Annotated in this window: 32 protein-coding genes and 1 pseudogene; 14 read left to right on the top strand and 19 right to left on the bottom strand. The window is 73.2% G+C overall.

From position 1 onward, the window contains the following. Window positions 1–29 precede the first annotated feature (29 nt). The 5 genes from ACZ6JT_RS22125 to ACZ6JT_RS22105 all read right to left on the bottom strand — a co-directional run bounded on the left by ACZ6JT_RS22125 (window position 30) and on the right by ACZ6JT_RS22105 (window position 3,057). Window positions 30–152, bottom strand: coding sequence for a hypothetical protein (locus ACZ6JT_RS22125; protein WP_376609736.1), 123 nt, complete (start codon window positions 150–152; stop codon window positions 30–32). 84 nt (window positions 153–236) lie between these two features. After that, window positions 237–656 carry an ATP-binding protein gene (locus ACZ6JT_RS22120; protein WP_469212101.1) on the bottom strand — a complete coding sequence of 140 codons (420 nt, stop codon included), beginning with the start codon at window positions 654–656 and terminating at the stop codon, window positions 237–239. Window positions 657–778: 122 nt separating this feature from the next. Beyond that, complete coding sequence (locus ACZ6JT_RS22115; RefSeq protein WP_469212100.1) at window positions 779–1,765, bottom strand: anti-sigma factor RsbA family regulatory protein; 987 nt, start codon at window positions 1,763–1,765, stop codon at window positions 779–781. Beyond that, window positions 1,762–2,121, bottom strand: coding sequence for an STAS domain-containing protein (locus tag ACZ6JT_RS22110; RefSeq protein WP_469212099.1), 360 nt, complete (start codon window positions 2,119–2,121; stop codon window positions 1,762–1,764). Before ACZ6JT_RS22110 ends, ACZ6JT_RS22115 begins: the two co-directional genes overlap by 4 nt. A 9-nt stretch (window positions 2,122–2,130) precedes the next feature. Next, the gene (locus ACZ6JT_RS22105) at window positions 2,131–3,057 is read right to left on the bottom strand and encodes a SigB/SigF/SigG family RNA polymerase sigma factor (RefSeq protein WP_469212098.1); all 927 of its coding nucleotides are present in this window, start codon (window positions 3,055–3,057) and stop codon (window positions 2,131–2,133) included. Window positions 3,058–3,275: 218 nt separating this feature from the next. Here ACZ6JT_RS22105 and ACZ6JT_RS22100 point away from each other — a divergent pair, with 218 nt between their 5' ends. The 3 genes and pseudogenes from ACZ6JT_RS22100 to ACZ6JT_RS22090 all read left to right on the top strand — a co-directional run bounded on the left by ACZ6JT_RS22100 (window position 3,276) and on the right by ACZ6JT_RS22090 (window position 6,881). Then, window positions 3,276–3,620 carry an STAS domain-containing protein gene (locus ACZ6JT_RS22100; protein WP_469212096.1) on the top strand — a complete coding sequence of 115 codons (345 nt, stop codon included), beginning with the start codon at window positions 3,276–3,278 and terminating at the stop codon, window positions 3,618–3,620. Between the two features lie 226 nt (window positions 3,621–3,846). Beyond that, a pseudogene (locus ACZ6JT_RS22095) lies at window positions 3,847–4,317 on the top strand (HAMP domain-containing protein); the annotation flags it as partial. Between the two features lie 140 nt (window positions 4,318–4,457). Then, a complete protein-coding gene (locus tag ACZ6JT_RS22090; RefSeq protein WP_469212094.1) occupies window positions 4,458–6,881 on the top strand; it encodes a SpoIIE family protein phosphatase in 2,424 nt (807 codons plus the stop codon). 111 nt (window positions 6,882–6,992) lie between these two features. Here the strand turns inward: ACZ6JT_RS22090 and ACZ6JT_RS22085 are convergent, their stop codons facing one another. Next, window positions 6,993–7,247, bottom strand: a complete 255-nt coding sequence (locus tag ACZ6JT_RS22085) for a DUF6296 family protein (RefSeq protein WP_469212092.1) — start codon at window positions 7,245–7,247, stop codon at window positions 6,993–6,995. Between the two features lie 56 nt (window positions 7,248–7,303). Further along, window positions 7,304–7,693, bottom strand: a complete 390-nt coding sequence (locus ACZ6JT_RS22080; RefSeq protein ID WP_469212090.1) for a helix-turn-helix transcriptional regulator — start codon at window positions 7,691–7,693, stop codon at window positions 7,304–7,306. 172 nt (window positions 7,694–7,865) lie between these two features. Between ACZ6JT_RS22080 and ACZ6JT_RS22075 the strand changes: the two genes are divergently transcribed. Then, the gene (locus ACZ6JT_RS22075) at window positions 7,866–8,795 is read left to right on the top strand and encodes a SigB/SigF/SigG family RNA polymerase sigma factor (protein WP_469212088.1); all 930 of its coding nucleotides are present in this window, start codon (window positions 7,866–7,868) and stop codon (window positions 8,793–8,795) included. 39 nt (window positions 8,796–8,834) lie between these two features. Here ACZ6JT_RS22075 and ACZ6JT_RS22070 read toward each other — a convergent pair whose 3' ends face one another. From ACZ6JT_RS22070 to ACZ6JT_RS22055, 4 genes are all read right to left on the bottom strand, one after another. Next, entirely contained in the window at window positions 8,835–10,061 is a 1,227-nt protein-coding gene (locus ACZ6JT_RS22070) for a cytochrome P450 (protein ID WP_469212086.1), read from the bottom strand. A 144-nt stretch (window positions 10,062–10,205) separates the two neighbouring features. Beyond that, on the bottom strand, window positions 10,206–11,135 hold the full coding sequence (locus ACZ6JT_RS22065) for a 2-dehydropantoate 2-reductase (RefSeq protein ID WP_469212084.1): 930 nt from the start codon (window positions 11,133–11,135) through the stop codon (window positions 10,206–10,208). Continuing rightward, the gene (locus ACZ6JT_RS22060) at window positions 11,132–12,112 is read right to left on the bottom strand and encodes a DMT family transporter (protein ID WP_469212082.1); all 981 of its coding nucleotides are present in this window, start codon (window positions 12,110–12,112) and stop codon (window positions 11,132–11,134) included. Before ACZ6JT_RS22060 ends, ACZ6JT_RS22065 begins: the two co-directional genes overlap by 4 nt. A gap of 65 nt (window positions 12,113–12,177) precedes the next feature. Continuing rightward, window positions 12,178–12,912, bottom strand: coding sequence for an ArsR/SmtB family transcription factor (locus ACZ6JT_RS22055; RefSeq protein WP_469212080.1), 735 nt, complete (start codon window positions 12,910–12,912; stop codon window positions 12,178–12,180). Window positions 12,913–13,060: 148 nt separating this feature from the next. On the opposite strand from ACZ6JT_RS22055, the gene ACZ6JT_RS22050 reads away from it, so the two are divergent. The 5 genes from ACZ6JT_RS22050 to ACZ6JT_RS22030 all read left to right on the top strand — a co-directional run bounded on the left by ACZ6JT_RS22050 (window position 13,061) and on the right by ACZ6JT_RS22030 (window position 16,002). After that, the gene (locus tag ACZ6JT_RS22050; RefSeq protein WP_469212079.1) at window positions 13,061–13,894 is read left to right on the top strand and encodes a class I SAM-dependent methyltransferase; all 834 of its coding nucleotides are present in this window, start codon (window positions 13,061–13,063) and stop codon (window positions 13,892–13,894) included. Window positions 13,895–13,990: 96 nt separating this feature from the next. Beyond that, window positions 13,991–14,365, top strand: coding sequence for a glyoxalase superfamily protein (locus tag ACZ6JT_RS22045; protein ID WP_469212077.1), 375 nt, complete (start codon window positions 13,991–13,993; stop codon window positions 14,363–14,365). 4 nt (window positions 14,366–14,369) lie between these two features. Continuing rightward, entirely contained in the window at window positions 14,370–14,711 is a 342-nt protein-coding gene (locus ACZ6JT_RS22040; RefSeq protein WP_469212075.1) for an ArsR/SmtB family transcription factor, read from the top strand. Further along, entirely contained in the window at window positions 14,708–15,217 is a 510-nt protein-coding gene (locus ACZ6JT_RS22035; RefSeq protein ID WP_469212073.1) for an SRPBCC family protein, read from the top strand. The genes ACZ6JT_RS22040 and ACZ6JT_RS22035 overlap by 4 nt, the downstream gene beginning before the upstream one ends. A gap of 239 nt (window positions 15,218–15,456) precedes the next feature. Beyond that, a complete protein-coding gene (locus tag ACZ6JT_RS22030) occupies window positions 15,457–16,002 on the top strand; it encodes a DM13 domain-containing protein (protein ID WP_469212071.1) in 546 nt (181 codons plus the stop codon). On the opposite strand, the gene ACZ6JT_RS22025 is transcribed toward ACZ6JT_RS22030, so the two are convergent. Then, window positions 15,999–16,604, bottom strand: a complete 606-nt coding sequence (locus tag ACZ6JT_RS22025) for a sigma-70 family RNA polymerase sigma factor (RefSeq protein WP_469212068.1) — start codon at window positions 16,602–16,604, stop codon at window positions 15,999–16,001. The genes ACZ6JT_RS22030 and ACZ6JT_RS22025 overlap by 4 nt on opposite strands. Before the next feature lie 77 nt (window positions 16,605–16,681). Between ACZ6JT_RS22025 and ACZ6JT_RS22020 the strand changes: the two genes are divergently transcribed. Continuing rightward, entirely contained in the window at window positions 16,682–17,596 is a 915-nt protein-coding gene (locus ACZ6JT_RS22020) for an alpha/beta fold hydrolase (protein ID WP_469212561.1), read from the top strand. On the opposite strand, the gene ACZ6JT_RS22015 is transcribed toward ACZ6JT_RS22020, so the two are convergent. The 4 genes from ACZ6JT_RS22015 to ACZ6JT_RS22000 all read right to left on the bottom strand — a co-directional run bounded on the left by ACZ6JT_RS22015 (window position 17,565) and on the right by ACZ6JT_RS22000 (window position 20,533). Continuing rightward, window positions 17,565–18,902 carry an MFS transporter gene (locus ACZ6JT_RS22015; protein WP_469212066.1) on the bottom strand — a complete coding sequence of 446 codons (1,338 nt, stop codon included), beginning with the start codon at window positions 18,900–18,902 and terminating at the stop codon, window positions 17,565–17,567. The two genes, ACZ6JT_RS22020 and ACZ6JT_RS22015, sit on opposite strands and share 32 nt — an antisense overlap. A gap of 113 nt (window positions 18,903–19,015) precedes the next feature. Then, entirely contained in the window at window positions 19,016–19,366 is a 351-nt protein-coding gene (locus ACZ6JT_RS22010) for an ArsR/SmtB family transcription factor (protein ID WP_469212064.1), read from the bottom strand. Between the two features lie 87 nt (window positions 19,367–19,453). Beyond that, a complete protein-coding gene (locus ACZ6JT_RS22005) occupies window positions 19,454–20,293 on the bottom strand; it encodes a CbtA family protein (RefSeq protein WP_469212062.1) in 840 nt (279 codons plus the stop codon). A 12-nt stretch (window positions 20,294–20,305) separates the two neighbouring features. Further along, window positions 20,306–20,533 (bottom strand): CbtB domain-containing protein, encoded by a 228-nt coding sequence (locus ACZ6JT_RS22000; protein ID WP_030708804.1) that lies wholly within the window; start codon window positions 20,531–20,533, stop codon window positions 20,306–20,308. A gap of 379 nt (window positions 20,534–20,912) precedes the next feature. Here ACZ6JT_RS22000 and ACZ6JT_RS21995 point away from each other — a divergent pair, with 379 nt between their 5' ends. Further along, complete coding sequence (locus ACZ6JT_RS21995; RefSeq protein WP_469212061.1) at window positions 20,913–22,241, top strand: MFS transporter; 1,329 nt, start codon at window positions 20,913–20,915, stop codon at window positions 22,239–22,241. Window positions 22,242–22,250: 9 nt separating this feature from the next. Further along, entirely contained in the window at window positions 22,251–22,886 is a 636-nt protein-coding gene (locus ACZ6JT_RS21990; protein WP_469212059.1) for an alpha-ketoglutarate-dependent dioxygenase AlkB, read from the top strand. Between the two features lie 136 nt (window positions 22,887–23,022). On the opposite strand, the gene ACZ6JT_RS21985 is transcribed toward ACZ6JT_RS21990, so the two are convergent. Together ACZ6JT_RS21985 and ACZ6JT_RS21980 are read right to left on the bottom strand one after the other, a co-directional pair. Beyond that, complete coding sequence (locus tag ACZ6JT_RS21985; protein WP_469212057.1) at window positions 23,023–23,337, bottom strand: YkvA family protein; 315 nt, start codon at window positions 23,335–23,337, stop codon at window positions 23,023–23,025. A gap of 54 nt (window positions 23,338–23,391) precedes the next feature. Further along, on the bottom strand, window positions 23,392–23,856 hold the full coding sequence (locus tag ACZ6JT_RS21980) for a MarR family winged helix-turn-helix transcriptional regulator (RefSeq protein WP_469212055.1): 465 nt from the start codon (window positions 23,854–23,856) through the stop codon (window positions 23,392–23,394). Between the two features lie 118 nt (window positions 23,857–23,974). On the opposite strand from ACZ6JT_RS21980, the gene ACZ6JT_RS21975 reads away from it, so the two are divergent. Then, window positions 23,975–24,538 carry a DoxX family protein gene (locus tag ACZ6JT_RS21975; protein ID WP_469212053.1) on the top strand — a complete coding sequence of 188 codons (564 nt, stop codon included), beginning with the start codon at window positions 23,975–23,977 and terminating at the stop codon, window positions 24,536–24,538. 281 nt (window positions 24,539–24,819) lie between these two features. Here the strand turns inward: ACZ6JT_RS21975 and ACZ6JT_RS21970 are convergent, their stop codons facing one another. After that, window positions 24,820–25,248 carry a hypothetical protein gene (locus ACZ6JT_RS21970; protein WP_469212051.1) on the bottom strand — a complete coding sequence of 143 codons (429 nt, stop codon included), beginning with the start codon at window positions 25,246–25,248 and terminating at the stop codon, window positions 24,820–24,822. Window positions 25,249–25,415: 167 nt separating this feature from the next. Between ACZ6JT_RS21970 and ACZ6JT_RS21965 the strand changes: the two genes are divergently transcribed. Beyond that, entirely contained in the window at window positions 25,416–25,694 is a 279-nt protein-coding gene (locus tag ACZ6JT_RS21965; RefSeq protein WP_469212049.1) for a hypothetical protein, read from the top strand. Window positions 25,695–25,701: the final 7 nt, after the last annotated feature.

The following is a 25,701-nucleotide window of genomic DNA, read 5'->3' as shown; positions in this document are numbered from 1 at the left end:
CGGCTCCAGCGCGGATCCGCGTGGCCGGGCTACCGGTGGCGGGCGAGGGACCGCACGAGGACGAGCAGGGCGAAGCCGATGACGAGCAGGTGCACCCAGGCGGGCCCGGGCGCCGGGGTGAGGGACAGGGCGGTGAGCTGATGGGAGGTCATGACGCGCGTGTGCCCGCGGCGGCGGGGTTCACGCCCCGGGTGCCGGGCGGGCGGGGCAGCGGTCGGGTCCGGCGGGACCGGCGGTCAGCCGCCCGTGGGCCTGCCGGACACCAGCCGGGCGGCGTCGATCTCGGCCCAGACGGCCTTTCCGCCTTCGTGGGTCTGCGCGCCCCAGCGGTCGGACAGCCGCTCCACGATGTGCAGCCCGTGGCCGCCCGGGAGGCCGCGCTGCGGGGCCGGGAGGGGGCGGGGCCGCGTCGTCGTCCCGTCGTACACCTCGATGCGCAGGCATTCCCCGGCCGTCAGCACGAGCTCGTGACAGCCGCCCGCGTGCAGCGCGGCGTTGGTCAGCAGCTCGGAGACGAGGAGCAGGGTGTCCTCGGAGGTCTCGGTCCCGTCCCAGCCCCAGTCCCGCAGGGCCTGGCGCGTGAAGTCGCGGCCCTTGGCCACGGAGCCGCGGACGCCCGACAGGGCGAGCCGACGGCGCTGTCCCCGGACGGGCACGGCGGCGCTGACGGTATCGCCCGTTTCCGGACCGATGGTCTCCACTGTGGTCTTTCACCCCCGCGTCGACGCTGGACTCTGCTCTCGGTACTTGCCCGTGACAGTCTAGGGGACCGCCGCTCTCAGAGCGTCGCCATGTGGAGCCGCAAGGTGAAGCCGCTCTCCGTGGCACGGACCTCGACCAGATCGCAGAGCTGGTGGATCATCCACAGCCCGCGGCCTCCCCGGGCCGACGCCAGGGAAGGGCGGCGGCGCCCGGCCAGGGGGTCGGCCAGGCGGCCGGCGTCGTGGATCTCGGCGACGACTCCCGCTCGTGCCCCGGCTCCCGCTCCGGCTCCGGCTCCCGCTCCGGTGGTGGTCCACAGCCGGAGGGTGCCCTTCCCGCCTCCGTGGGAGAGGGAGTTGGCCGCCGCCTCGCTGATGGCCAGGACGAGGTCGCCGCGCCGCGCCGGGGGCAGGGCCGTGCCGCGCGCCCAGTTCTCGGCGTGCTCGCGTACCTCGGCCAGCCCGCCGGGGGCGTAGTCGAGCCGGGACACCTCGCCGTCGGGTTCGGGCAGGGGCAGATCGCAGTCCGCGCCGACCCTGGACGCGTCGGTGTAGGCGGGGCTCGGCAGGTCCCGGCCCTCCTCGATCAGCGTGGGGTGGGTGCGCCGGGCGTCGGCCACCACCGAGGGCGCGAGCCCCCGTACGTCGTACGGGCACAGGATGGTGGCCGGCCGACCGGCGAAGGCCGTGTTGATGAGGGCCTCGTGGCGGGTGGCCTCCAGCACCTCCGCGGGGGAGCGGCCGGGCCAGATCGGCTCGCCGACTATCCGGGCCGCACGACCCGCGTGCCGGTCGGCGAAGTCCTGCAGGGAGGCCAGGATGCGACCGGGATTGCGGCCCAGCTCCGTCATGTCCGTCCAGGCGATCTCGGCTCCGCCCGTGTCCAGGTCCTGGCGCAGGGCGTCCAGGTGCGGGCCCGGCACGGCGACGAGCACGGGCTCGTCGGCCGACAGGGCGGTGCGTACGAAACCGCCCACGCCGGTGAGGTACTCGTCGAGGTCCCGGTAGAAGAGGGCGGGGTGGACGAAGGCCCCGGGCCCGGGGGGCGCAGGAACAGTGATCATGCTGCGACCTCCAGCGCGGCGCATTCGTCCGGGAACATCTCCACTACCTTGCGCAGTGAGTATGGCGGGTCGTGGAGCAGCAGGCGACGCCCCTGCCCGTTGAGGGCGGCCGATGCCTGCACCAGGGCGGCGACCGCGGCCGTGTCGAGGAAGCCCACGGCGGAGAGGTCCAGGTGGACGACGGGGCCGGGCACCCCGGTCACGACCCCGAGCACAGCGGACAGGGCGTGCCGCGTGTCGAGGTCGCAGCTGCCGCTCAGGCGTGCGCCGGGGCGCCCCTGCAGGGGCAGGACGGTCAGGGGCGCCGCCGCGTCCCTTCCCGCCCCCGCTCCCGATCCCGTCCCCATGGAGGTCATGGCCCGTCCCTACACCGTGAGCATGCCGGCGCGCAGCCGGGCCAGGGTCCGGGACAGGATGCGGGAGACCTGCATCTGGGAGATGCCCAGCTCGGCGCCGATCTCGGCCTGGGTCTTCTCCTCGCCGAAGCGCATCCGCAGGATCCGCCGGTCGCGTTCGTCCAGCTGCTCCAGCAGGGGCGCGAGGGTGTGGAACTCCTCGAAGAGCTCCATGGCGGGGTCGACCTCGCCGAGGCGTTCCGCCAGCGGCCGCGTCGACGGGCTCGTCGTGGACGGTGCGTCGGCCTCCGCGCCGGCCGAGTCCAGCGAACCGCTCGTGTAGCCGTTCGCGGCGACCAGCCCGTCGATGACCTCGTCCTCGGACAGCTTCAGGTGGTGGGCGACCTCCTTGACCGTGGGAGCCCTGCCCAGGTCGTCGGTCAGGGTCTCCTGGGCCTTGGCGAGTTCCATGCGCAGTTCCTGCAGGCGCCGCGGGACGTGCACGGCCCAGGTGGTGTCGCGGAAGTAGCGCTTGATCTCACCGGTGATGTAGGGGAGGGCGAGGGTGGAGAACTCGACCTCGCGCTCCAGGTCGTAGCGGTCGATGGCCTTGATCAGGCCGATCGTCCCCACTTGGATGATGTCGTCCATGTCGAGACCCCCGCCGGCTGCCCGGTTGCGGAACCGGCGCGCGGCGAACTGCACGAGGGAGAGATTCATCTCGATCAGGGTGTTGCGCGTGTACTGGTACTCGCGCGTCCCCTCCTCCAGCGTGCGCAGCCTCCCGAAGAAGAGCCGCGACAGTTCGCGTGCGTCGGCCGGCGCCATCTCCCGGGCGTTCTCCACATGGAACAGGTCCTCGTCCTGTGTTGGCGCTCCCGCGGTGCCTCGGTCACAAGCAGGGACGTGCGCCTCTGTTGCACGAATGGGGCCTACTGCGGTGGACGAGCGAGACATGGTGGCCGCTCCCTCCCGATCGACTGACGGCTGCCGGAGCCCTTCTGCCCCTACTTCGCGGTTCTACACAGCTGGGCGGAATTACTTTTTCCGCAAGGCGCGCGGCGCGGCCGAAGGAGCGTCGACTCGGACGGGGGGCGACCGCGTCGCCGCGACGAGCAGGCATACTCCCTGAGGACCACGTACAGACGTACAGGCGGCGATCCGGGGAGGCGGACATGACCGGAGCAAGGGACGCGCACCAGCAGGGTGTGATCGGGGAGGCCTACCCGGCGGGGACCGGATGGGTGGTGGCGGCTCACGGGGAGCTCGACCAGGACACGCTGGCCCCGCTGGAGAAGGCCCTCACCGCCGCCGCCGACCGGTACCCGCTCGTGGTGCTGGACGCCGGCGCCATCACCTTCGGGGACTCCTCCTTCCTCAACCTGCTGCTGCGCATGCACCACCTCACCGCCCTGCGCATCGCCGCCCCCGGCGAGCAGCTGCGCCGGCTCTTCGCCGTGACCGGCGCCGATACCGTGCTCTCCCTGCACGCGAGCGTCGAGGACGCCGTGGGGGCCTGAGCCCGGGCGGGCCGGCGCACCGGCGGCCCGCCGAGGGTGCGCCCCGCAGCCGGAGACGCTGCCTCCGGTGCGATCGACCGGGGTTCGTCGTCCCTTCGGTGGCGTTAGCCTTCACCCGACCGTGCCCCCGGGCGATGTCGGAGGCCCGACGGAACCGGGCGCTGCGGCGCGCCCTGATGCCAGGGGTCCGTCCTCGGTGCGGGGAAAACGAGAGTGAGGTGGGCGGATGGCCGAGCGGGCGGGCACGGATGCACCGAACGGGGTGCCACCGTTGCCGGGCGGGGGCGGGACCGGCGAGTCGGAGCTGCGGCAGCTGCCGGCCGCGCCGACCGCCGTACGCGACGGGGACTTCCGCACCCCGCTGCCCGATACGGCGGACGGGCTGCCCGGGGAGATCGCCACCGTCTTCAACGGGATGGCCGACCAGCTGTCACTGTTCACTTCCGAGGTGCCCCGGGTGGCCCGCGAGGTGGGCACCGAGGGGACCCCGGGCGGCCAGGCGGACGTGCCGGGCGTCGGCGGCGCCTGGCCGGACCTCACCGATTCGGTCAACTTCATGGCCGGAAACCTCACGGCCCAGGTGCGCTCGATCGCCCGGGTCGCGACCGCCGTCGCCAAGGGCGACCTTTCGCAGAAGATCAACGTCACGGCCCGCGAGGTCATCACCGCCGGGATCCGGCGGATGCCTGCGTACGCGGGCCCGCCCATCATCGCGGTCAGCGCCAAGGCGCTGACCGGGGACCGGGAGAAGAGCCTCGCCGCGGCCGCCGGCGACCACGTGACGAAGCCGGTGGACGCCGACGACCTCGTCGGCCGCGTCCGGTACCGGCTCACCCGATGACCGGTGACACGCAGCGCCACGACGGTACGGACGCGCGGCCCGCGCCGGTCGGCGACCCGGCGGCCGGCGCCGTCCCGCACCCAATCCCGACCTCGACGGGACGCCTCGTCGCCACCGTGGCACGGCTGCGCCGGGAGGTCCTGGAGGCGCAGGCGGCCGCCGACGGCCGCGCCCTGGTCGAGCTGGCCAAGGGCATCCTGATCGGGCAGCTGCACTGCACGCCGGCCGCGGCCGCGCGCCAGCTCGACCTGCTGTGCCGGGAGAGCGGTACGTCCCCGCTCGAACTCGCCGCCGACATCGTCAACCAGGCCTCCCGCGACCACGTCAGCGAGATCGCCGCCGCGTTCGTCGAGCGCACCGGGACGGACGACGACCCGGCCGATCCGTACTCCACCGTGTCGGTCCGGCTGCGCACCGCCGAGAGCGGCATGCTGGCGGCCGACGCCGACACCCAGGCGGTGGCCGACTCCCTCCTGACGAACGCCCTGAGCCCGCTGGGAGCGGTCGCCGTCGCCGTGTGGACGGCGGTGCCCGACGGTTCGCTGGCCCTCGCCGGCCACGCCGGGTTCCCGCCCGGGGAGGCCCTGCGCTGGCGCCACGTACCCCCGGGCGTCTCCACCGTCGCCCGCCTGGCGCTGCGCGAGCGCCGCCTGGTCACCCTCGCCCGCCTCACGCACGAGGGGCTGCCCTCGATCGGCCACCTGCAGTGGCCCGACGGCGGCCGGATGGCCGTTCCGACGGGGACGGGCGGACGCGTCCACGGCGTCCTGGAGATTTGCTGGCCGCAGCCCCTGGCGCCGCAGCCACCGCAGATCGAGCGCCAGGTCGAGGCCCTCGCCGAGCTGTGCGCCCGGATGATGGACGCCGCACCCCCGCGCGAGCTCGCGACCACCGAAGGAGTGCTCCCGGACGTCGCGGAGCTCATCGACCTCGCCGAAGGACTGCAGGACCCCGCCGTCGTGCTCACGCCGGTCCTCGACGCCGAGGGCCGGCTCCGCGACTTCCGGATCCGGCACGCCGGCAGCCGGTTCGTCGACCCGGTGGGACGGCCGCGCGGCGACGTCAACGGCGCGCTGCTGCTGGAGGCCTACCCGATGGCCGCCGGCGAGAGCGGACTGTTCGACATCATCGAGCGCGTGCACGCGACGGGGGAGCCGTTCAGGGCCGAACGCATGAGCCTGACCGCGCTGGTCGACCAGATCCCGCTCACCTCCGTCGCCGACATCAGCGTCAGCCGTCACGGCTCCGCCGTCCTGCTGATCTGGCGCATCGAGGACGAGCGGGTCCGGCTGGCCAACCTCCTCCAGCACGCCCAGCGCCTGGGCCGCATCGGCGGTTTCGAGGAGAACCTCGCCACCGGGGAGACCACGTGGAACGCGCAGCTCTACGCCCTGCACGGACTCCCCGCCACCGCGCCCCCGGTGCGGCTGCGGGAACTGCCCGGGCACGCCCATCCGGACGACTCCGCCGCCCTCGACCGCTTCCTGCGGGCCGTGCTCGGCCACCGCCGTCCCGCCTCCGTCAACTTCCGCCTCCAGAGACCCGACGGCGTCACCCGCCACATCCGGGTCGTCGCCGAACCGGTACTCGACGCGGACCAGCGGCTGCAGGCCGTGCGCGGCGCCTGCCAGGACATCTCCGCCCAGCACTGGACCGAGGTCGCACTGGCCGCGACCAGGGACCAGCTCGCCCACAGCGAGGCGGAGTCCGCCGAACGCAACCGGCTGGCCCTCCAGCTCCAGCACGCCATCATGCCCCCCACGCCACAGGCCATCGAGGCCCCGGGCCTGCGGGTCGCCGTCCGTTACCGGCCGGCGGAGACCGAGTCGCTCGTCGGCGGCGACTGGTACGACACCGTGGTCCTGCCCTCCGGGCTGATCATGCTGTCCGTCGGTGACGTCGCCGGCCACGGCATCGAGGCGGCCACCGGCATGGTCGTGCTGCGCAACGCCCTGCGCGGCCTCGCCGTCACGGGCGCGGGCCCCGCCCAGCTGCTGTCCTGGCTCAACACGGTCACCCACCACCTGGCCAAGCACGTGACGGCCACGGCCGTCTGCGGGCTCTTCGACCCGAGCACCCGGGTGATGCGCTGGGCGCGTGCGGGGCACCTGCCGCCCGTACTCCTGCGCGGGGGCGAGGCCCACGCGTTCCCGCTGATCGAGGGCCTGCTCCTCGGCGCGCTGCCGGACGTCACGTACGTCGAGCGGGAGGTGCGGCTCGAACCGGACGACACGCTGCTGATGTTCACGGACGGACTGGTGGAACGGCGGGACTGCTCGGTCCAGGACTCGCTGGGCCATCTGGTGCAGGCGGCGGCCGCCGGAGCCGGGGAACTGGACGGGCGGCTGGACCGCCTGCTCGCCGAGAGCCGGTCCGACACGGACGACGACACGTGCGTGATCGGCATCCAGGTCGGCTGACACCCGCCGCGTCACACCGTCACGGTGCGGGTGCGGGTGCGGGTGCCGGTACCGGTGCGGGTGCGGTGGCGGCGTCCGGCCGTCGGGCCACCGCCCGCACGCCGCCCCCGGTCAGGCCACCGCGCGGGCCCGCAGGACGCGGGCCGGGTCCTGTCCGCCGCCGGTCGCCAGCATGCGGACCTCACCCTCGCTGCTGATCTCGGCCCGGAGGATGCCGGTGGCGTCCTCGTAGACGGGGTGGCCGCCCGGCCCCACAGCGTCGGTGCGGGTCATCCGGACCACGTCCTCCCCGGGCCGGTCGGTGGCGGCGAAGACCACTTCGTAGGCTTCCGCGTGCGGGGCTTCAGTTTCGTGGCCTGTGCTCATGGCGGACCCTCCTGCCGTGGGCGTTCGCCCGGGGTGGCTGCCCCCCACCAGCCACGCTAAGCCTCACCCGCTCCTCTGTCCTCACCGGGCGGCGCGCCCGCACCGGCGGGGGACGCCTGCGCGGCGGACGCCGTGGGCTCGGTCTGGGGGCCGGCGAGGTAGGCCAGCAGCCCGGCGATCTCGCGGCCGGCCTCGGCCGGGTGGCGGAAGCGCGCGCCGGGGGCGATCGCGTAGCGGTTGCGCCGGCCGTCCCGGGTCCGTGTGAGATATCCGTCCGCCTCCAGGTCCGTGACGATCGTCTGCACGGTGCGTTCGGTGAGGTCGCAGATCGCCGCGAGGTCGCGCAGCCGGACCCCCGGGTCGCGCGCGATCGCGATCAGCACGCGGGCGTGGTTCGTCAGGAAGGTCCAGTGGTTCCGGCGGGAACCGGTGTGCTCGTTCTCCACGCAGACATCCTTGGACGACCTCCCGGGAAAAGCAAATCCAGAAATGAATTTCCGGTATGACTTGACGTGTGTCCGTGGCCCGGGCAGGGTGCAGGTGAGCGGAAGCCGAATTCCGCATGACCCAGCACTCGCGCAACGCGCCGCAAGCACCTGTGCCCAAGGAGCGCCGACGATGACCCCCACGGCCACGGCCGAGGCCAAGAGCCCGGCCACGCCCCCGACGACGACCCCTGCCGCCACCGGCGGGGTCGGATCCGTCCCTGCCCTCAGCGGGCTGCCGTACGTGCCCCGCCCGCGGGAGGTGCCGACCGCCGACGCCCGGCAGCTCACCCGGCTGTTCTTCGAACGGCTGCGGAGCCTCGAAGAGGGGACCCGCGAGTACCAGTACGTGCGCAACACGATCATCGAGATGAACATCTCACTCGTGCACTTCGTCGCCCGCCCGTTCCGCGACCGCCCCGGCGGCCCCGAGAACGAGGACGTCGTGCAGGTCGGCGTCATCGGCCTGATCAAGGCCATCGACCGCTACGACCCCGAGCGCAACACGCAGTTCGCCACGCTCGCCGTGCCGTACATCACCGGCGAGATCAAACGCCACTTCCGGGACACCACGTGGGCCGTACGGGTCCCGCGCCGGCTGCAGGAGCTGCGCGTGGAGCTGGCGAAGGCCACGGAGGCGCTGACCTCCGTGTCGGAGCACCCGCCGACTCCGGCCGAGCTCGCCGCGCACCTGAACCTGACCGAGGACGAGGTCCGCGAGGGCCTGGTCGCGGCCAACGGCTACTCCACCCAGTCCCTCGACGCGCCCCAGCAGCACACCGGCGGCAGCGCACAGGCGCCCGCGGCCGGACAGGCTCCGCGCAGCCTCGCCGAGACCCTGGGCGAAGCCGACCCCGCCCTGGAGGCGGTCGAGGACCGGCACGCCCTGGCGCCCCTCCTCGCCGACCTGGACGAGCGCTCCACCCGCATCCTCCAGCTGCGCTTCGGCGAGGAGCTGACGCAGGCGGAGATCGGCGCGCGGCTCGGCCTCTCCCAGATGCAGGTCTCCCGCCTGCTCGCGCGCACGCTGGGCAGCCTGCGCGAGGAGCTGCTGCACGACTGAGCCGGCACTCGCCGCCCGCCCGGCGGCCCGGTCACCAGGTCACCAGGTCACGTACAGGTCCTGCGGCGAGCGGTGGATCAGCGTGGGCCGCATCCGCGGTCGCGGACGGTCCTCGTCGAGCCGCAGTCCCGGCAGGCGGCGTACGAACAGGTCCAGTGTCAGCCGGAGTTGTTCGCGCGCCAGCCGGGAGCCAGGGCAGCCGTGGGCTCCGTGCCCGTACGCGAGGTGGCGGCGGTTCGCCGGCCTGGTGATGTCGAACTCGGCGGGCCGCTCGTACCGTTCCTCGTCGCGGTTGGCCGAACCGTACGCCACCAGCACGGCGGCCCCCGCCGGGAGTCGCGTCCCGGCGAGGGTCACCGGCCGGGTCGTCACCCGCCGGAAGGCCTGGATGGCGGTGTCGTGGCGGGCCGCCTCCTCCACCGCCGCCGGGACGAGCGACGGATCGGCGCGGAGCATCCGCCACTGCCGCCGGTCACCGAGCAGGTGCAGCAGCGTGGTGGCGATGAGGGCGCCGGTGGTGAGGAATCCGGCGATCAGCAGGTTCTGCAGACTCGTCACCAGTTCGTGGCGCTGTTCGAGGGTGAGCTCGCCGTCACCGGGGGCGAGCGCCGCCACCATGGTGGAGCACATGTCGTCCCGGGGCTCCGCGCGCCGGTCGCGGACATACCCGTCCAGCAGGTGCTGGAGCGCCACCACGTCCTCGGCGGCAGCCGCCTGGTCCTCCGGCGACAGCGGCCGGAACAGCAGCTCCTCGGCCCGGTAGCCACCGTGCACCGCGGCGGGCACGTCGGCCGGGTCCAGCCCGATCAGCCGCCCGACCACCATCCCGGGCAACCGCCGGGCGTAGGCCTCCACCAGCTCCGCCGACCCGTCGGCCGCGAAGCCGTCCAGGAGCTCGCTCGCGCAGGCGCGGGCGTACGGCACCAGCGCCGCCACTCGGGCGGCGGACAGCCCCCGGTTCAGCGGGGCCCGGTGCCGCCGGTGGGCGGCGCCGTCCGAGGACACGACCGTCGGCCGGGGTCCGAACCCCCGGGGGAGGACGCCGAGCGCCGCCTGCGACAGGGCGACGTCGGGCAGCAGGGAGTTGGCCGAGGAGAAGTCCTCGGCGCGCGACAGCACTTCCCGTACGTCCCGGTCGCGCGCCACCAGCCACGCGTCGAACTCGGGTACGTAGGTGAGGCCTTCGGACCGGCGGGCGCGGTCGTAGAGCGGGTACGGGTCGCGGTACAGCTCGTCACGCCGCGCCTGGTCGTCGTACGACGTCACGGGACCTCCGGATGACGGTCGGGCCGGTTCGGAGGTCGCCGCCGTGGGCGACGACCCCCGGGCGCTCGGTTCGGTCGGTGCGCCGGTCATCCTGCCCGAAGCCCGCCCGGGCCGGTAGGGCGCCCTTCCTGCGCCCTTCCCCGGTCAGGAACGCGCCGCGGCGAGGCGGTGCTCGTGGACCCGCAGGTGCAGGGCGGCGAGGTCCAGCAGCGGAGTGGACACCCCCAACGCGCGGGCGCGGACGGTGAGATCGGTCAGCACGTGGTCGGCCTCGGTCGGCGCCCCGGCCACCAGGTCGCGGTAGAGGGACGGGGTCAGGGGGGAGCCGGAGGCCGTCACGGTCGAGGTGGTGAAGGCGCGTTCGGACTCCGGCACCGGGTGGCCGGCGGCCTCGGCCACCGCCGCCGCCTCGGCGAGCAGGGACGGACCCAGTTCGGGGCCGCCCGGGACGGCGTTGACCTCACCCACCGTGCCGCGCATCAGACAGGTCAGGGCCACCAGCGTGGAGATGAAGACCCACTTGTGCCACATGGCCGCGACGATGTCCCCGGTCTCCGGCGAGTCGATGCCCGCGCCGGCCAGGACGGTACGGATCCGCTCCACGCGGGCCGAGGGGCGGGCGTCGACCTCACCGGTCAGGACGACCGCGGGCGGGGCCATGCGGAGGATGTCGCCCTCCGGGCTCAGGGTGGTGACCACCTTCGCGACCCCGCCGAGGACGGCTGCGGGCCCGAGGCGCGCGGTGAGCGCGTCGAGGTGGGCGACCCCGTTGAGCAGGGGGACGACGGCGGTCTCCGGACCGACGGCGGGCTCGATGTCCGCCAGGGCCGTGTGCAGGGCGGTCGCCTTCACCGAGAGCAGGACCAGGTCGTACGGCCCGCCCGGGGCGTCGGCCGTCACCAGGTCCGGCGTCAGGTGGAGCTCCTCCCCTCGGCCTTCGACGCGCAGTCCGCGCGCCCGGAGGGCCTCCGCGCGGGCCGGCCGGACCAGGAAGGAGACGTCCTGGCCCGCTGCGGCGAGCCGGGCGCCGAAGAAGCCGCCGACGGCGCCCGCGCCGACCGTGAGGATTCTCATGAGGAGCGCCTTTCGGGGGATCCGGCCAGGCCTGGTTCCGGGCTGTCCGCGGGAAGCGGCCGGTCGGGTACGGGGGCCTGCGGGGAGCGCGGCCCGTAGCGGGACACCGCGACCCCGGCGAGGCAGAGCAGGCCGCCGAGCAGGGACAGCCATGCGGGTACCTCGCCCAGGAAGGCCCAGCTCAGCAGGACGACGATGGCCGGAACGGCATAGGTCGTCGCGCCCAGCCTGCCCGCGGGCATGCGGGCCAGGGCGTAGGTCCAGGTGGTGAAGGCCAGGGCGGTGGGCACCACCCCCAGGTAGACCATGTTCAGGGTCGCCGACAGCGGGGCGTGCGGCAGTTCCGAGGCCAGCTGCCCCGCGAACGGCAGGCAGACCACGGCGCCCGTCAGGCAGCTGAAGGCGGTGATCTGCAGGGGTGTTCCGTAGGAGAGCGCGGGCTTCTGCGCGACGACGCCCGACGCGTAGGCCACCGCCGCGAGCAGGCACAGGACGACGCCGAGCACCGAGGTCGAGCCGCCCTCGCCGGACGACATGGACAGGCCCACGACCACCGCTCCGGCGAAGGAGACGCCCATGCCCGCCAGCAGCCGCGGGGGCAGCGCCTCGCCGAGGAGGCGGGCCGCGAGGAGGGCCATGAGGATGGGCCCGGTGTTCACGAGCAGGGACGCCGTACCCGCGTCGACCAGACGCTCACCCCAGTTCAGCGCGATGGTGTAGCCGCCGAACCACACCACGCCCGACACCAGGATTCCGCGCCGGGCCTCGCGGGGTGGCAGCCCCTGGCGGCGGACGAGGAGCAGGACGGCGAGCACGAGTGAGGCGGCCAGCAGTCTGCCGAGGGCGAGGGCCCCGGGGGAGTAGGCGGCGCCCGCGCTCCGGATGGAGACGAAGGCGGAGGCCCAGGCGAACACCGTGAAGGAGACGGCGCCGATCGTGAGCACATGGGGCGGGATTCGACCCGAGCGGAACGTCATACAGGCACCCTACGACTTGCAACATTTCGCTGTCGACCGAAATATGGATTGGGATCGTGAGGGGGTCAGCTCCACGCGTCCGGAGCGAGCCCGAGCAGTTCGCCGAAGGCCCGCTCCCCGGCCCGGGTCACGTCCAGGGCCCGGCCGCCGCCGGCCGGCCGCACCACCCATTGCTCGCCCAACGCGTGCGCGCACAGCCGCGCCCCGGTGACGCCGCCCAGGTGGCGGCGCCGCTCGGTCCAGTCCAGACAGGAGCTCGCCAGCGGCCTGCGCCCCTCGTGGGCGAGGTCGATGCCCGCCTTCCCGCACCAGGACCGGCCGTCGTCCGTCAGCTCGAAGACGCCCTCCGTGCGCAGCAGTCCGCGCCGCTCCATCGCGTCGGTCACCGCCATGCCGAACCGCCCGGCGAAGTGGTCGTAGCAGGTCCGGGCGCGGGCCAGCGGGTCCGGTGCGGCGACCACGGGGACCGCGTGCGCCGCGTCCCGGTCCGGGATCGCGTGGCAGGCGAGCTGGTCGACGAGGCGGGCGGTCGCGGCGTCCGCGATGCGCACGTAGCTGTGGCGGCCCTGCCGTTCGGTCACGCAGATGCCCGCGTCGAGCAGCCGGGACAGGTGGCCGCTGACGGTGGAGGGCGCGACCGCGGTCATCCGGGCCAGCTCGCCCGCGGTCCAGGCCCGCCCCTCCAGCAGCGTCATGCAGATGGCGGCCCGCGTCTCGTCGGCGAGGGCCGAGGCGAAGGCGGCGAGACGGGCGGCGGGCGCCGGCTCGTCCGCCTGCGTCCCGGCGTGCGAGGTGTTCATGCGTCCAGGATGCCCCATGATTTCGGCAGATGCCGAATGATCCCCCGATAGGGGGGTCCTGCGGAGGCCCTCTGTCGTGACGGTGCTTCCCGCGCCACACTGATCACCTCGGGGCGGCGCGCCCCGTCACGAGGAGGGCGGTGGGGAGTTGTCTGGTGGATCCGCGGAGCAGCCCGCTCCGGTCGTGCGCCCCGCGGTCTGGGAGACGTACGGACCGGCCGATCTCAGTGCCGTGCCGGTGTTCGCCGGCGGGTTCATCAACTTCGGCTTCTGGCAGTCCGTGGATCTCGAAGGGCCGCTGTCGCAGGGCGACCGGATCCGGAGCGAGCAGGACCTCTACCGGCACGTGCTCGACGCGGCCGCCCCCGCGGGCGGCCGGGCCGTGGAGATCGGCTGTGGTCTCGGCCTCGGTTGCGCCCTCGCCCTCGACGAGTACGGGCCGGCCGCGATGACCGGGGTGGACATCCACCCCCAGCAGCTCCAGCGGGCCCGCGAGGCGAACTCCGCGCACCTCGAAGCCCAGCCGCACCGGCTGCGGTTCGTCCTCGGGGCGGCGGAGAGCCTGCCGCTGGGCGACGGGGAGTTCGACTCCCTCGTGAGCGTCGAGGCGGCCCAGCACTTCCCGGACCTGTCCGCCTTCGCCCGGGAGGCCGCGCGGGTTCTGAGCCCCGGCGGGCGGGTGGCGGTCGCCAGCTTCTTCACCGTCGACGGCGCGCCCTCCCCCGCGGAGCGGCTCGCGGGGCTCCTCGACTCGTTCGCCAGCGGCCTGGACATCGCCCGGCCCGTGTCCCGCCTCGCCGACGCCCTCGGCGAGGCCGGCTTCGCCGACGTCGAGGTCGCCTCGATCGGAGCGCAGGTCTGGCCCGGCTGGGACCGCTGGCTCGCCCGCCTCTGGAAGCCGGGCACCTGGCCCCGGAACTTCCTGGCCGCCTGGGAGCAGCAGATCCTCGACTACTACCTGGTCACGGCCACCCGCCCGTAGCTCCGCTGGTACCGCGTGCTGCGTTAGGCTTCGCGGGATAGGTAGGGGATTCCCTACGTTTGACGCGTAGGGAATCTCCTACCTATGGTGGGGGGCATGAGCATCTCGCACATTTCCTTCGTCACCCTGCCCGTCGCCGACCAGGACCGGGCCCTCGCCTTCTACACCGACGTCCTCGGTTTCGAGGTCCGCGCCGACCGCCGGGTCGGGCCGATCCGCTGGCTCCAGGTCGCCCCCGCGGGCGCCCGTACGGTCTTCACCCTCTCGGGTCCGGGCATGGGTGATTTCACGCCCGGCTCCACCCGGGGGATCATGTTGGTCACGGCTGACGTCGACGCCGACTGCGCGAGACTTGCCGCGGCCGGAGCCGAGGTGACCGGTCCGGACGATGCCCCCTGGGGGCGGACGGCCGGCTTCCGGGACCCCGACGGCAACAGCCTGATGCTGCTCACGGAGAAGGAAGGCTTCTAGCGCCATGGTCGCGACGGGTGTCGACGAGGACCGCGTGTTCGCCGCGCTCGCCAATGGCACCCGCCGTGAAGTGCTGCGCCTGCTGCGCGAGCGGGGCCCGCAGCCCGTCCAGGCGCTCGCGGACCACTTCGACATGCGCCGCCCCAGCCTCTCGGAACACCTCAGGGTGCTACGGGAGGCCGGGCTGGTATCCGAGGAACGTGCCGGCCGGCAGCGGATCTACCGGCTCGAAGCCGCGCCGTTGGCCGACGTACAGGACTGGCTGCATCCGTACGAGCGGTTCTGGCGCGACCGGCTCACGGACCTCGGCCGGCTCCTCGACCGCATCTCCGACGATGAGACATGACCTCCGCACCCGAACCCTCCGTGCCGGACCCTTCCGTACCCGAACCCGCCGCCGGACCCCACGGCTCCGAGGACCTGACGACCGTCCGGGTCGCCCAGTTCCTGCCCCACCCGCCCGCCAAGGTGTGGCGGGCCCTCACCGAGCCCGACCTGATCGCCCAGTGGCTCATGCCGTGCGACTTCCGCCTGGAGGTCGGCCACCGCTACACGATGACCAGCACGCCCCGCCCCAACACGGGCTTCTCCGGTACGACCGCGGCGCAGGTCCTCGCCTTCGAACCGGGCCGCATGCTGAGGGTCCGCTGGCAGGACGCCTCCGGCACGCACCCCGCCGACTGGACGATCACCTGGACCCTCGAACCGGAAGGGCGCGGGACCCGCCTCTTCCTCGTCCACGAGGGCTTCGACCCGGACGACGCGATGCAGATGACGGCCCGGAACATCATGGGCAACGGCTGGCGGACCTACGTCATGGACGCGCTGACCGGCGTCGTCGAACGGCTCTGACCCCGCGCGTCAGCCATCGAGCCGTGCCTGGCGGCCGCGTCCGAGAAGGAGTTGGACGAAGCGCCCGTGACGACCGACCGCGTGCTGTTCGCCTCGACCTCGCCGTCCTCTCCCAGTCCTGGGAGCTCTGACCGGCTTCGCCCCACCGGGCGTGCTTTGATGATCGCACCGGGCGGGACACCTCCGGGCGCCGACCCGCAACGGGCGGCGGTGCACAGCGGCATGACGGAGGACCGGGCGTGGTGCGTGAGCGGGGACGGCGGCGCAGGCCGCTGCTGATCGGCGGCGCGGCGGTGGCGACGGCCGGACTGGCCTTCGGCCTGTACTGGTTCGAGCCCTGGAAGCTGTGGGTGGAGGAGTCGGTCCACGAGGCCGCCCCGTCCGTCTCGGCCGCCCCGAACCCCACCGCGTCGGCGAACCCGCCCGCTGCGCCGCGCACGGTGGCCGAAGGCAGCCTGATCAGCCACGAGCACGCCACCACCGGCACCGTCAAGCTCCTGCGCCTCGCCGACGGCTCCCACGTCCTGCGCGTGGAGGACCTGGACACGAGCAACGGCCCCGACCTGAGGGTCTGGCTGACCGACGCGCCCGTCATCGAGGGTGTCGACGGCTGGCGCGTCTTCGACGACGGAAAGCACGTCAGCCTCGGCGCCCTCAAGGGCAACAAGGGCGACCAGAACTATCCCGTGCCGGCCGACGTGAACCTGGCCGACTACACCAGCCTCGCCATCTGGTGCGACCGCTTCGACGTCTCCTTCGGCGCGGCCACCCTCAAGCCCGTCTAGCGCCGACCGAGGTGGTCGCGCTGGATGCGGTGGGCCAGGGCGCGCCGCACGGAGGCCGACGCGGTGGCGCCGGTGGCGGCCTTCGCCGGGACGTCGAGGCCCCGGCTGATCTCGTCGTACGCGCTGCGGTACCCGGCGGACAGTTCGGCCCGGTGCAGCCTCAGGTCCTCTTCCACCAGGCGGCGCAACGCGTCGACGTTCGCCGGCGTGAAGCGTTTCCTCCCCCGGGCGAGGGCGTCGACGAGCCGACCGCAGCGCGCGACGCCGCCGGACGCCTCGGAGATCTCCTCCGCGAGGCCCCACAGTCGCCCTTCGAGCCAGGGTGCGTCGTACTGGTCGAGGGCGAGCCCCATCGGCGCCGGTGGCCCCTCCGCCCGGTGCTTCGCCGCCTGCTTGGACACGGCGGGCTGGCTCATGTCGGCGAGCCGGGCGATCCGTTCCTGGGTCCAGCCCCATCCGGCGAGCACCCCGATCATCTCGGTGCGCAGCCGGCGCATCTCCTCTCCGGCGCGGATGACCTCGTTCATGCCGGCGAACATCCGCCCGGCCTGCTCCTCGGTCAGTGCCCCGGGTCCGTGGCTCGTGTCCTCTTCCCCTGTCATGCCTCGGTTATACACCGTGCGCCGCCTCGGCGATAACCAGGTTGTACAACCTGGTTATGACTGGCAGGATCCGCGCCATGCCCACCTTCTGCGCCCCCGACGGAACCCGGCTCGCCTACCGTGTCAGCGGTGACGGCGAACCACTCGTCTGCCTTCCGGGAGGTCCCTCGGACTCCCGCTACCTCGGCGACCTCGGCGGCCTGTCCGCCCACCGCCGGCTCATCACCCTGGACCTGCGCGGCACCGGCCGGTCCGCGGTACCCGAGGACCCCTCCTCCTACCGCTGCGACCGCCTGGTCGGCGACGTCGAGGCCCTGCGCGCACACCTCGGGCTCTCCCGGATCGACCTGCTGGCCCACTCCGGCGGCGCGAATTTGGCGGCGCAGTACGCCGCCCGTCATCCGGACAAGGTCGCCAGGCTCGCCCTGATCGGCCCCGGCACCCGGGCCGTCGGCATCGCCGTGACCGGGGAGACGCGCCGCGAGCTCGCGCTGCTCCGGAGCGACGAGCCGTGGTTCCCGGCCGCCTTCGCCGCCCTGGAGGCGATGGCCCAGGGCACCGGCAGCGACTGGGAGGCCGTCGCGCCCTTCTTCTGCGGCCGGTGGGACGCCGCGGCGCGGCGGCACCACGCCGCCGGCCGGCCCGTCAACGACGAGGCCGTCGCCCTCTTCGCCGCCGAGGGTGCCTTCGACCCGCAGACCACCCGCGCCGCGCTCGCCGCCTTCGAGGCCCCCGTACTGCTGGTCGCCGGGGAGTTCGACCTGAACAGCCCGCCCCGGACGGTGGCCGAGTTCGCGGAGCTGTTCCCCGACGCCACCCTCGCCGTGCAGCCCGGAGCGGGCCACTACCCCTGGCTCGACGACGCCGACCGCTTCGTCGCGACGACCACGGCCTTCCTGACGCACCCTGCGCGGACGGGACCCCCGGTCTGTGAACGGTTTTCCGCGCGCTGCGGGGACGTCAGGGCCAGTGCGGGTGGTGGCGGTCGATGACGTAGTGGTGGTCGTGGCGCCAGCCGGTGCCCGAGGGGTGGGCGTCGGCCAGGTGGGGGTGGCCGGGCGGCAGGTCCGGGTGGACGTGTTCCAGGCGGTACGGGTCACGGGCGGGCCAGGTCGCGGCCGCGGCCGCGGTGGAACCGAGGGCGACGGCCCCCAGGACCAGGGCGGTCAGCGGCAGGCCCGCCGCCGCGCCGAGCCATCCGGCCAGCGGGTAGGTGAGCAGCCAGCAGCCGTGGGAGAGGGAGAACCGGGCGGCGAAGGCGGCGGGCAGGTCCGCGTCGGCGGTGGAGCGGCGGATCAGGCGGCCCGCCGGGGTCAGGACCGCGGAGCAGGCGGCACCGAGCGCGGCCCAGACCGCGAGGAGCGCGGGCCAGGACCAGGAGCCCGGCGCGGCCCGGGTGACGGCCGCCGCCGCGGCCAGGAGCGCCGGAAGGGCGAAGGCGGCGCGGAGCATCACCGTACGGTCGGTGGCGCGTTGCAGGAGGCGGGGCAGGACCAGCGCGGTCAGGATCGATCCGGCGCCGTACGCGCCCAGGGCGAGCGAGACGGCGCCCGCCGGGCGGCCGAAGTGGCCGCGGACCAGGCTCACGGTGCCGACGAAGACGAGGGCCCCGGCGGCCGCGACGGCCAGGTCGAGGGCCAGCAGGGCGCGCAGTCGGGGAGTGGCCCGGAAGAGGCGGATGCCGAAACCGGCCCGGGTGCGGACGCCGCCGGGCCGTTCGGCCGGGGAGGGCCGGGGGAGCACGGTGGCGACGACGAGCGCGGCCGAGCCGAGGAAGCCGAGGGCGGTGCCGGCGAACAGCCAGTCGTAGGAGACCAGGGTCAGCAGGGCAGCGGCCAGGACCGGACTGAAGAGGCTCTCCAGGTCGTAGGCGAGCCGGGTCATCGACAGGGCCCGGGTGTAGTCGCGTTCGGCGGGCAGGACCTCGGGGACGGTGGCCTGGAAGGTCGGGGTGAAGACCGCCGACGCCGCCTGCAGCAGGAAGACCAGCAGGTGGATCTGCCAGACCTCGGTGACGAACGGAAGGGCCGACGCCACCCCCGCGCGGGTGAGGTCCATCGCCGCCATGAGGGTGCGGCGGGGGATCCGGCCGGCGACCGCTCCGATCAGCGGGGCGATGCCGACGTACGCGATCATCTTGATCGCCAGCGCGGTACCGAGGACCGCCGAGGCGTCGGAGCCCGCGAGGTCGTAGGCGAGCAGGCTCAGCGCGACCGTGGCGAGACCGGTTCCGACCAGGGCGATGACCTGGGCGGTGAACAGGCGGCGATAGGTGCCGTTGCGCAGTACGGACAGCACGGGCGGCCCCGTCCGGTCGGCGGGTCGATGACTCGACGTCAGCGTAGCCAACATGTGCGTACCTGTGCACCTGTTGGCCGCCGTACGGGCAGGGCCCCGGCCGCTCGCCGGGGTCAGTCGTGCGGGGGAAGCGAACGGAGCTGGTGGTCGGCGGCGTTCAGGGCCTCGTCGACCAGCCGCCGCAGGTGCCCGTGACGTACGGCGTACACGACCCGGCGGCCGTCCTTGCGGGTGGTGACCAGCCCGGCGAGGCGGAGCTTGGCGAGGTGCTGGCTGACCGACGGCCGGGCCGCCCCGCACGCCTCGGTGAGGGTGGTGACATCGGCCTCGCCCCGGGCGAGCCGCTCCATCAGCGCCAACCGGGTGCGGTCCGCGAGCAGCGCCAGAACGGACGCGGCGACCTCCAGCCGGTCACCCCGTTCCTGCGGGACCTGTGCACCTGCCAGATCCGTGCCTGCGCTCATGCGCACATCGTAGGGGGGCCACGGCGCAATGCCACGGGCCCCGCCACCCCGGCAGGGGTGACGGGGCCCGTGGGGCGGTGCGGTGGATCAGCCGGCCGCGGGCGCCGGCTGCCGGCCCGTCGCCTGCGCGCCGTCGGCGCGCGCGGCCAGGAGCCGCTGGGCCAGGACGCCGAAGACGACGGCGAACACCACCCACAGGACCAACTGGACGGCCAGCGAGGCGAGCCGGAACTCCCACAGCAGGGCGGCCGGGAAACCGGGCTGGACCGCGTCGCTGTTGTCCGGCAGGAACACGAACGCCAGGGCCGCGGCGACGACGAAGGCGCCGCCCGCGGTCAGCGTCGCGTTCCAGTTGCCCAGGCGCGGTGCCAGCCGTCGCCCGAGGATGATCGCGCCGACGCCGAGCAGCACGCTCAGCAGGATCATCAGGAAGAACAGCGTGGTGCGCTGTCCGATCGTGTCCGGATTGCCCACCGCCGGCGGCGTGGCCGGGTACTTGAGGAACGGCACCAGGTAGACGGTCGCGAAGGCACCGGCCGCGGTGAGCGCCGCCGTGGCCCGCGGGCTGAACCCGCCGACGCGGCCGAGGGCGAACGAGAACGCGAGCGAGGCGATGCCGCCCAGCGCGACCCCGTAGACCAGGACGCCGGTGGCCAGGCCGAAGGTGGACTGCACCGGCCGGCTGACCAGTTCCTCCTCCTCTTCCGCGGCTTCGGCCGGCGCGGCGGCGTCGCCGCCGCCGCCGTGCCCGGCGTGGGCACTCGGGGCGCCCGCCGCGTCCTTGGCGGCCTGGGCCTCCTCCACGGCGATGGAACCCCGGACCGGCGGCTCACCCACCACGTAGGCGACGGCGAAGGCGAACAGCCCGGCGATCAGGCCCGCGAGCATGCCGCGGACCAGGAGACCTCTGACGGTCGAGGCGTGCATGTGCCTGGCCTCTCAGTGGCAGGGGAAGCCGAGCAGGTGACGACCGTCGTGGACCCACTCGTGCACGCCCTCGCCGGCGAACACGGCCGTGGCGCCCTGCTCGGCGCCGACGAAGTACAGGGCGACGAGCATCAGAAGACCGACGAAGAGCGCCCAGGGCAGCACCGCGCGGACAGGCAGCGGAGCGGACAGGGAGCCGGCGGGGGTGGATACGGCAGCGGAAGCGACAGCCTCGGCCATGATGGAACCTCCTCGGGGAACACGCGTCCCATACGGTGGTGCAGGACGACGGCCCTCGGGTCTGACTCGCCGCGGCGCCGCCCCCCAAGGGGTGTCACCGCAGCACACAGTGGCGCGACCATGCCGGATTCACACCGGACTTCCGTCTCGCCGTCGTCGCTATGTGCAAATGTCGCCGTGACGCTACCGTGCTGCGGGCATTCGGCCAAGTGCGTGAGTCGCTGATCACACGCGGGTACGGGCAGGATCCCGCCCCTGACCTGGTCCGGCGCACCGGAAGGCTCCACGGAGCGGTACGGAAGAAAGTGAAAAGACTGCTAGAATCCCGGTGTTGGCCTTCGGCGTGCGTGCCCCGTGTACGCGTCCGGAGGCTTTTTTCATGCCTTCTTCCCTTCCTTTCTCTTCCTCCTCTCCTTCCTCTCCGCCCTCTCCTTCCCCTTCGTCCTCGAAGCCGGCCCCCCAGCGGTCCCTCAAGCCGGCCCCCGCGCCCGCCACCGGCTACCGGGACCTGCTCCGCAACCGGGAGTTCACCGGCCTCTACGTCGGCTTCACCCTGACCGTCGCCGCGAGCACCCTGTCGGGCTTCGCCCTCGGCACCCTCGTCGACCAGCAGACCCGTTCCCCGTTCCTGACGGCCGTGAGCATGTACGGCGCCACCTTCGCCACGGTGCTCGGCGCGCTGACGCTGATGTCGGTCGCGGACGGGAACCGGCCGCGCCGGACCGTCGTCGCGCTCCAGTCCGCCTCGCTGATCGGCGTCTGCGCCCAGGCCGTTCCGGGGCTGCCGCTGGTCGTCCGGTTCGCGCTGCTGCTGATGCTGGGCTTCTTCCAGTCCCTGGGCACCGGCACCCGGCTGGGGCTGCTCGCCGAGATCGTGCCGAACTGCGCCTACGCGCCGGCGCGTTCGCTCATGAACATCACCTCGGGGGGCACGGCGATCCTCGGCTACGCCCTCGGCGCCGTACTGCTGTCGTACCTGAGCCCGTACGGGGTCTTCCTCGTCGCCGCCGCCCTGACCGCCCTCGGTCTCGTCGTGGTGGCGGCCACCGTCCGCGAGCGCTCGGTCCGGCTCACCCGTCGCCCCGGGCTGCGCCGGACCTGGACGACGAACGCCGAGTTGTTCTCCCACCCCGGCCGGCGGGCGCTGCTGCTCAACCTGTGGGTCCCCAACGGCATGGTCGTCGGCTGCGAAGCCCTGTTCATCTCCTACGACCCCGGCCACGCCGGCACCCTCCTGGCCGCCGGATCGGCCGGCATGCTCCTCGGGGACCTGGCCGTCGGCCGGCTGCTCACCGCCGGGCAGCGCCGCCGCCACGCCTTCGCCCTGCGCCTGCTGCTCGCCGTCCCCTTCCTGGTGTTCGCGCTCCACCCGCCCCTCCCGGCCGTCGCGGCGGCGGTGTTCCTCGCCAGTGCCGGGTTCGCGGCGACCCTGCCCCTCCAGGAGCAGCTGCTGGACCTGACCCCCGACCCGGTGCGGGGCCAGGTGCAGGGAGTCGAGTCGGCCGGCCGGATGACCTGGCAGGGCCTCGGCGCCGCGCTCGCCGGCGGCCTGGCCCAGTACCTCGCCCCGGGCGCCGCGATCGCGGTCGTGGCCGCGGTCTCCGTCGCCGTCACCGTCCTCAGCCGGCCGTACGTCGTCCGCGCGGGCGGCCGGTGGGGCGCCGAGCCTCGGCCGCAAATTCGTGCACCTGTTCGGTTCTGGGGTTAGGCTGGGGGCATGCACGCAGTCCAGGGACTTCAGGGCTCCCTCTTCGACCAGGGTGACGAGATCAGGCTCGGCCCCCTGAGCGGCCTGCGACGCACCGAGCTCGGCGCGGGCGCCTGGGTCGATCACCTGCCCGGCTGGCTGAGCGGCGCCGACGCGCTGTTCGAGCGGCTGGCCGCCGACGTACCGTGGCGCGGCGAGCGGCGGCAGATGTACGAGCGCGAGGTGGATGTGCCCCGGCTGCTCGCCTTCTACGGGGAGGGCGAGCCCCTGCCGCACCCCTCACTCACCGAGGCCCGCGAGGCGCTCACCCGCCACTACGCCGCGGAGCTCGGGGAACCCTTCGCCACCGCCGGCCTGTGCCTCTACCGCGACGGCCGGGACAGCGTCGCGTGGCACGGAGACCGAACGGGCCGTTCCTCGACCGAGGACACCATGGTCGCCATCGTCTCCGTCGGCGACCCGCGCGATCTCGCCTTCCGCCCGCGCGGCGGCGGAGCCACCCTGCTGCGGCTGCCCCTGGGGCACGGCGACCTCGTCGTCATGGGTGGCTCCTGCCAGCGCACCATGGAGCACGCGGTCCCCAAGTCGGTCAGGGCGGTCGGACCCCGCATCAGCGTCCAGTTCCGGGCCCGGGGCGTCCGCTGACGGCACGCTCCGCGGCGGGCCGGCTATGTCGCGGCCCCACCGCACACCGTCCCGCCTGACCCTGCCAGGCGTGGATCCGGGTGCGTTCCACCGGCACCGCTGAGCCCGTACGCGCCGCCCCGTACGGCCGGGGCCGCTACCCGACGGCGTCCGGCTCCTTCGCCGTGCGGGCGGCCCGGCCGACCCCGGCGGCCCCGGCCGCCGCGTGCAGCGAGCGCAGCGCCAGCAGCAGCACGCCGATGTCGTCCAGGTACACCGGGTCCGGGATCAGGTCCACGGGCGAGACGGTGTAGATCACGGCGGCCCAGAACAGGGCCTTGTCGCGCAACGGGATCCCCGCGTCGACCAGCAGCCGCCGCGCCTTGAAGACCCGTACGAGCAGCACGGCCGCGGCGATCGCGAGCCCCACCGCGATGACCGTGGCCAAGGTGAGCCAGACCTTTCCGTCCATGGCGCGCCTATACCCCGAAACCGTCACTCGCTACCGAACGACGGCCGGATCCGCTCAGGCGCCCTGCTCGCGCAGCCGGCGGCCGACTTCGCCCAGCCCCTCGGCGAGGGCGTCGAGCTGGCCGGGGGTCAGGACGTCGACGAGGATCTCGCGGACCGTCGCCACGTGTCCCGGCGCGGCCTGTTCGAGCTTGGCGCTGCCCGCGTCGGTGAGGACGGCGAAGACGCCGCGCACGTCGGAGGGGCAGCTGCGGCGGCGGACCAGTCCGGCCTTCTCCATCTGGGTGACCTGGTAGGTGAGCCCGCTCTTGGAGTTGATCAGGCCGTTGGCGAGCTCGGTCATCCGCAGCTCGCGCCCGGGCGCCGCGGCGAGCCGCACGAGGATCTCGTACTGGGGGTGCGAGAGCCCGGCCTCGTCCTTGAGCTGTTGGTCGAGACGGCGGTTCACCAGGGCCGACGCGGCCAGGAAGCCGCTCCAGGCCCGCATCTCGCGGTCGTCCAGCCATCTCGGTTCTGCCATGCCGCCAGCCTACACGGGTTGTTCCAATTTGAATCAATGGTTAGGGTCGACCCCCAGCGGTTCGAATTTGAACAACTCCTGCCCGTTCCGCCGGGCCGCCCGACCGTAAGGACCCCCCATGACCAGCCCCTTCGTCACCACGACGAAGCCGCAGGCCGCCGCACCGGCCGCGCGCCCCCAGACCGTCACCGTCTCCACGCCCGGCCACGACACCGGCCTGCTGCTCCTGCGCCTCGTCCTCGGCCTGACAATGGCGGCGCACGGCACGCAGAAGCTCTTCGGCTGGTTCGAGGGCGGCGGCATCAGCGGTACCGGCCAGTTCTTCACCGCCAGCGGCTACCCCGCCGGCGACGCCATGGCCGTCCTCGCCGGGCTGACCGAGACCCTGGGCGGCCTCGGCCTCGCCCTCGGCCTGCTCACCCCGCTCGCCGGCGCCGCGATCGTCGGCACCCTCATCAACGCCATCGCCGTCCACGGCGCCGGCGCCTTCTTCGCCCCCAAGGGCATCGAGTACGAACTGCTGCTGACCGCGGGCGCCGCCGCCCTCGCCCTCACCGGCCCCGGCCGTTACGCCGTCGACCGCTTCCTGCCCGTCCTGCGCGGCCACCGCCTGGCCCACGGCGCCCTCGCCGTCGCCCTCGGCGTGCTCCTCGCCGCCGCGCTGCTCCTCGTACGCGACTAGCTCCGTGCGAGCGCCATGACGTCCCAGAATTGCTGGAAGCGGCCCCGTAAGCCGAAGTCCATCAAGGCGAGGAAGGCGGAGTTGGCCAAGCAGCGCAAGCGCCTCAAGGCGGCCGGTGTACGCCGGTTCTACGGCGCCCAGGCGCGCCGGCCTCGTTAGGTGTCGGCCGGCAGGCGCATCGTCAGGTTCGCCGCGCAGCCTTCGAGTGGCTCCTTGAGTGGCACCAGCCTGAGGCCCGCGAGACGATGACAATTGAGGGTTCAAAGCACTCGCCTGGGGGTTCAGAGCACTCGACGCTTTGGAGCATTGCCATGAACACCAAAGCCGGCTGTGGGCCGCAGAGCGACCCCGAGTTCTTCGACGCACTCAACAGACTCTTCGCTCAGTACCCCGAAGCCGCCAGCAAGTACGCGGTCAAATGCATGACGATGGAAGTCGACGTCTTGAAGATCGACTTCAGCAAGCAAGTAGGCGTGGCCCACATCGAAGACGGACGCGTCATCACGGAATACGTCGATCGATCCCCCGCGCGCAGCGGCGATTGCTGCGGGTGGTGGCACGGAGAATGCATCTTGGAGTGTGACCCCTGGCCTCAGATGTGAACCCGCCAGGTGTGCCATCAGCCAGGTTTTGCTCGTGCGGTGCAAGGAGCCGATCACTTTGCCGGTGGCGACCTCGAGGGCGGCGAAGAGGGTGGTCGTGCCGGTCACCAGAGGACGGGTTGCCAGCGGTCCAGGGCCTGGATCTGCGACTTCTCGCGTGTTCGGGACAACCGTCTGGCGGCGGCCTCACTCGTTTGCCTGGACGTGTCAACGAGTCAACGTGGCAGCCTGCTGATAGCAATGGGTCAGTGTCGTGACCGGAGAAGGGGCTATCTGTGTCCAACAATCAGCAGCAGAAATTTTACGTCCAAGTCAAAGAAGCCGCGATCATCCCGGATGAAGCGGCTGTACGTGAGTTCTGGTCGCAGTTCAGCGCCGCACTCGAAACAGATGCTCAACTCAAGGCCCGATTCGAGGACGACCCCGGTCTCGTCCTTGGGGAACGAGGGCTGGCGTTGGATGTTCAGCGAGAGCTCCTGCTGGCGGCCGGTGTCGCCGGTGCGAGCGCCGACTGTTACATCACCTGCGTCATCACCACCATTGTGGTGCAATAGTTCGTCG

Source organism: Streptomyces sp. NPDC046308 (assembly GCF_055588065.1).
This window is presented reverse-complemented; position numbering and strand designations above follow the sequence as displayed.

What these genes read in the sequence shown, in the direction of transcription:
- ACZ6JT_RS21975 (WP_469212053.1), top strand. Translation starts at nt 23,975, where the DNA reads ATGACCAGCCCCTTCGTCACCACGACGAAGCCGCAGGCCGCCGCACCG.
- ACZ6JT_RS22025 (WP_469212068.1), bottom strand. Translation starts at nt 16,604, where the DNA reads ATGACAGGGGAAGAGGACACGAGCCACGGACCCGGGGCACTGACCGAG.
- ACZ6JT_RS22065 (WP_469212084.1), bottom strand. Translation starts at nt 11,135, where the DNA reads ATGAGAATCCTCACGGTCGGCGCGGGCGCCGTCGGCGGCTTCTTCGGC.
- ACZ6JT_RS22020 (WP_469212561.1), top strand. Translation starts at nt 16,682, where the DNA reads ATGCCCACCTTCTGCGCCCCCGACGGAACCCGGCTCGCCTACCGTGTC.
- ACZ6JT_RS22105 (WP_469212098.1), bottom strand. Translation starts at nt 3,057, where the DNA reads ATGTCTCGCTCGTCCACCGCAGTAGGCCCCATTCGTGCAACAGAGGCG.
- ACZ6JT_RS22035 (WP_469212073.1), top strand. Translation starts at nt 14,708, where the DNA reads ATGACCTCCGCACCCGAACCCTCCGTGCCGGACCCTTCCGTACCCGAA.
- ACZ6JT_RS22005 (WP_469212062.1), bottom strand. Translation starts at nt 20,293, where the DNA reads ATGCACGCCTCGACCGTCAGAGGTCTCCTGGTCCGCGGCATGCTCGCG.
- ACZ6JT_RS22010 (WP_469212064.1), bottom strand. Translation starts at nt 19,366, where the DNA reads ATGAGCGCAGGCACGGATCTGGCAGGTGCACAGGTCCCGCAGGAACGG.
- ACZ6JT_RS22045 (WP_469212077.1), top strand. Translation starts at nt 13,991, where the DNA reads ATGAGCATCTCGCACATTTCCTTCGTCACCCTGCCCGTCGCCGACCAG.
- ACZ6JT_RS22040 (WP_469212075.1), top strand. Translation starts at nt 14,370, where the DNA reads ATGGTCGCGACGGGTGTCGACGAGGACCGCGTGTTCGCCGCGCTCGCC.
- ACZ6JT_RS22060 (WP_469212082.1), bottom strand. Translation starts at nt 12,112, where the DNA reads ATGACGTTCCGCTCGGGTCGAATCCCGCCCCATGTGCTCACGATCGGC.
- ACZ6JT_RS21990 (WP_469212059.1), top strand. Translation starts at nt 22,251, where the DNA reads ATGCACGCAGTCCAGGGACTTCAGGGCTCCCTCTTCGACCAGGGTGAC.
- ACZ6JT_RS21995 (WP_469212061.1), top strand. Translation starts at nt 20,913, where the DNA reads ATGCCTTCTTCCCTTCCTTTCTCTTCCTCCTCTCCTTCCTCTCCGCCC.
- ACZ6JT_RS22125 (WP_376609736.1), bottom strand. Translation starts at nt 152, where the DNA reads ATGACCTCCCATCAGCTCACCGCCCTGTCCCTCACCCCGGCGCCCGGG.
- ACZ6JT_RS22115 (WP_469212100.1), bottom strand. Translation starts at nt 1,765, where the DNA reads ATGATCACTGTTCCTGCGCCCCCCGGGCCCGGGGCCTTCGTCCACCCC.
- ACZ6JT_RS22000 (WP_030708804.1), bottom strand. Translation starts at nt 20,533, where the DNA reads ATGGCCGAGGCTGTCGCTTCCGCTGCCGTATCCACCCCCGCCGGCTCC.
- ACZ6JT_RS21980 (WP_469212055.1), bottom strand. Translation starts at nt 23,856, where the DNA reads ATGGCAGAACCGAGATGGCTGGACGACCGCGAGATGCGGGCCTGGAGC.
- ACZ6JT_RS22100 (WP_469212096.1), top strand. Translation starts at nt 3,276, where the DNA reads ATGACCGGAGCAAGGGACGCGCACCAGCAGGGTGTGATCGGGGAGGCC.
- ACZ6JT_RS22085 (WP_469212092.1), bottom strand. Translation starts at nt 7,247, where the DNA reads ATGAGCACAGGCCACGAAACTGAAGCCCCGCACGCGGAAGCCTACGAA.
- ACZ6JT_RS22090 (WP_469212094.1), top strand. Translation starts at nt 4,458, where the DNA reads ATGACCGGTGACACGCAGCGCCACGACGGTACGGACGCGCGGCCCGCG.
- ACZ6JT_RS22075 (WP_469212088.1), top strand. Translation starts at nt 7,866, where the DNA reads ATGACCCCCACGGCCACGGCCGAGGCCAAGAGCCCGGCCACGCCCCCG.
- ACZ6JT_RS22055 (WP_469212080.1), bottom strand. Translation starts at nt 12,912, where the DNA reads ATGAACACCTCGCACGCCGGGACGCAGGCGGACGAGCCGGCGCCCGCC.
- ACZ6JT_RS21985 (WP_469212057.1), bottom strand. Translation starts at nt 23,337, where the DNA reads ATGGACGGAAAGGTCTGGCTCACCTTGGCCACGGTCATCGCGGTGGGG.
- ACZ6JT_RS22110 (WP_469212099.1), bottom strand. Translation starts at nt 2,121, where the DNA reads ATGACCTCCATGGGGACGGGATCGGGAGCGGGGGCGGGAAGGGACGCG.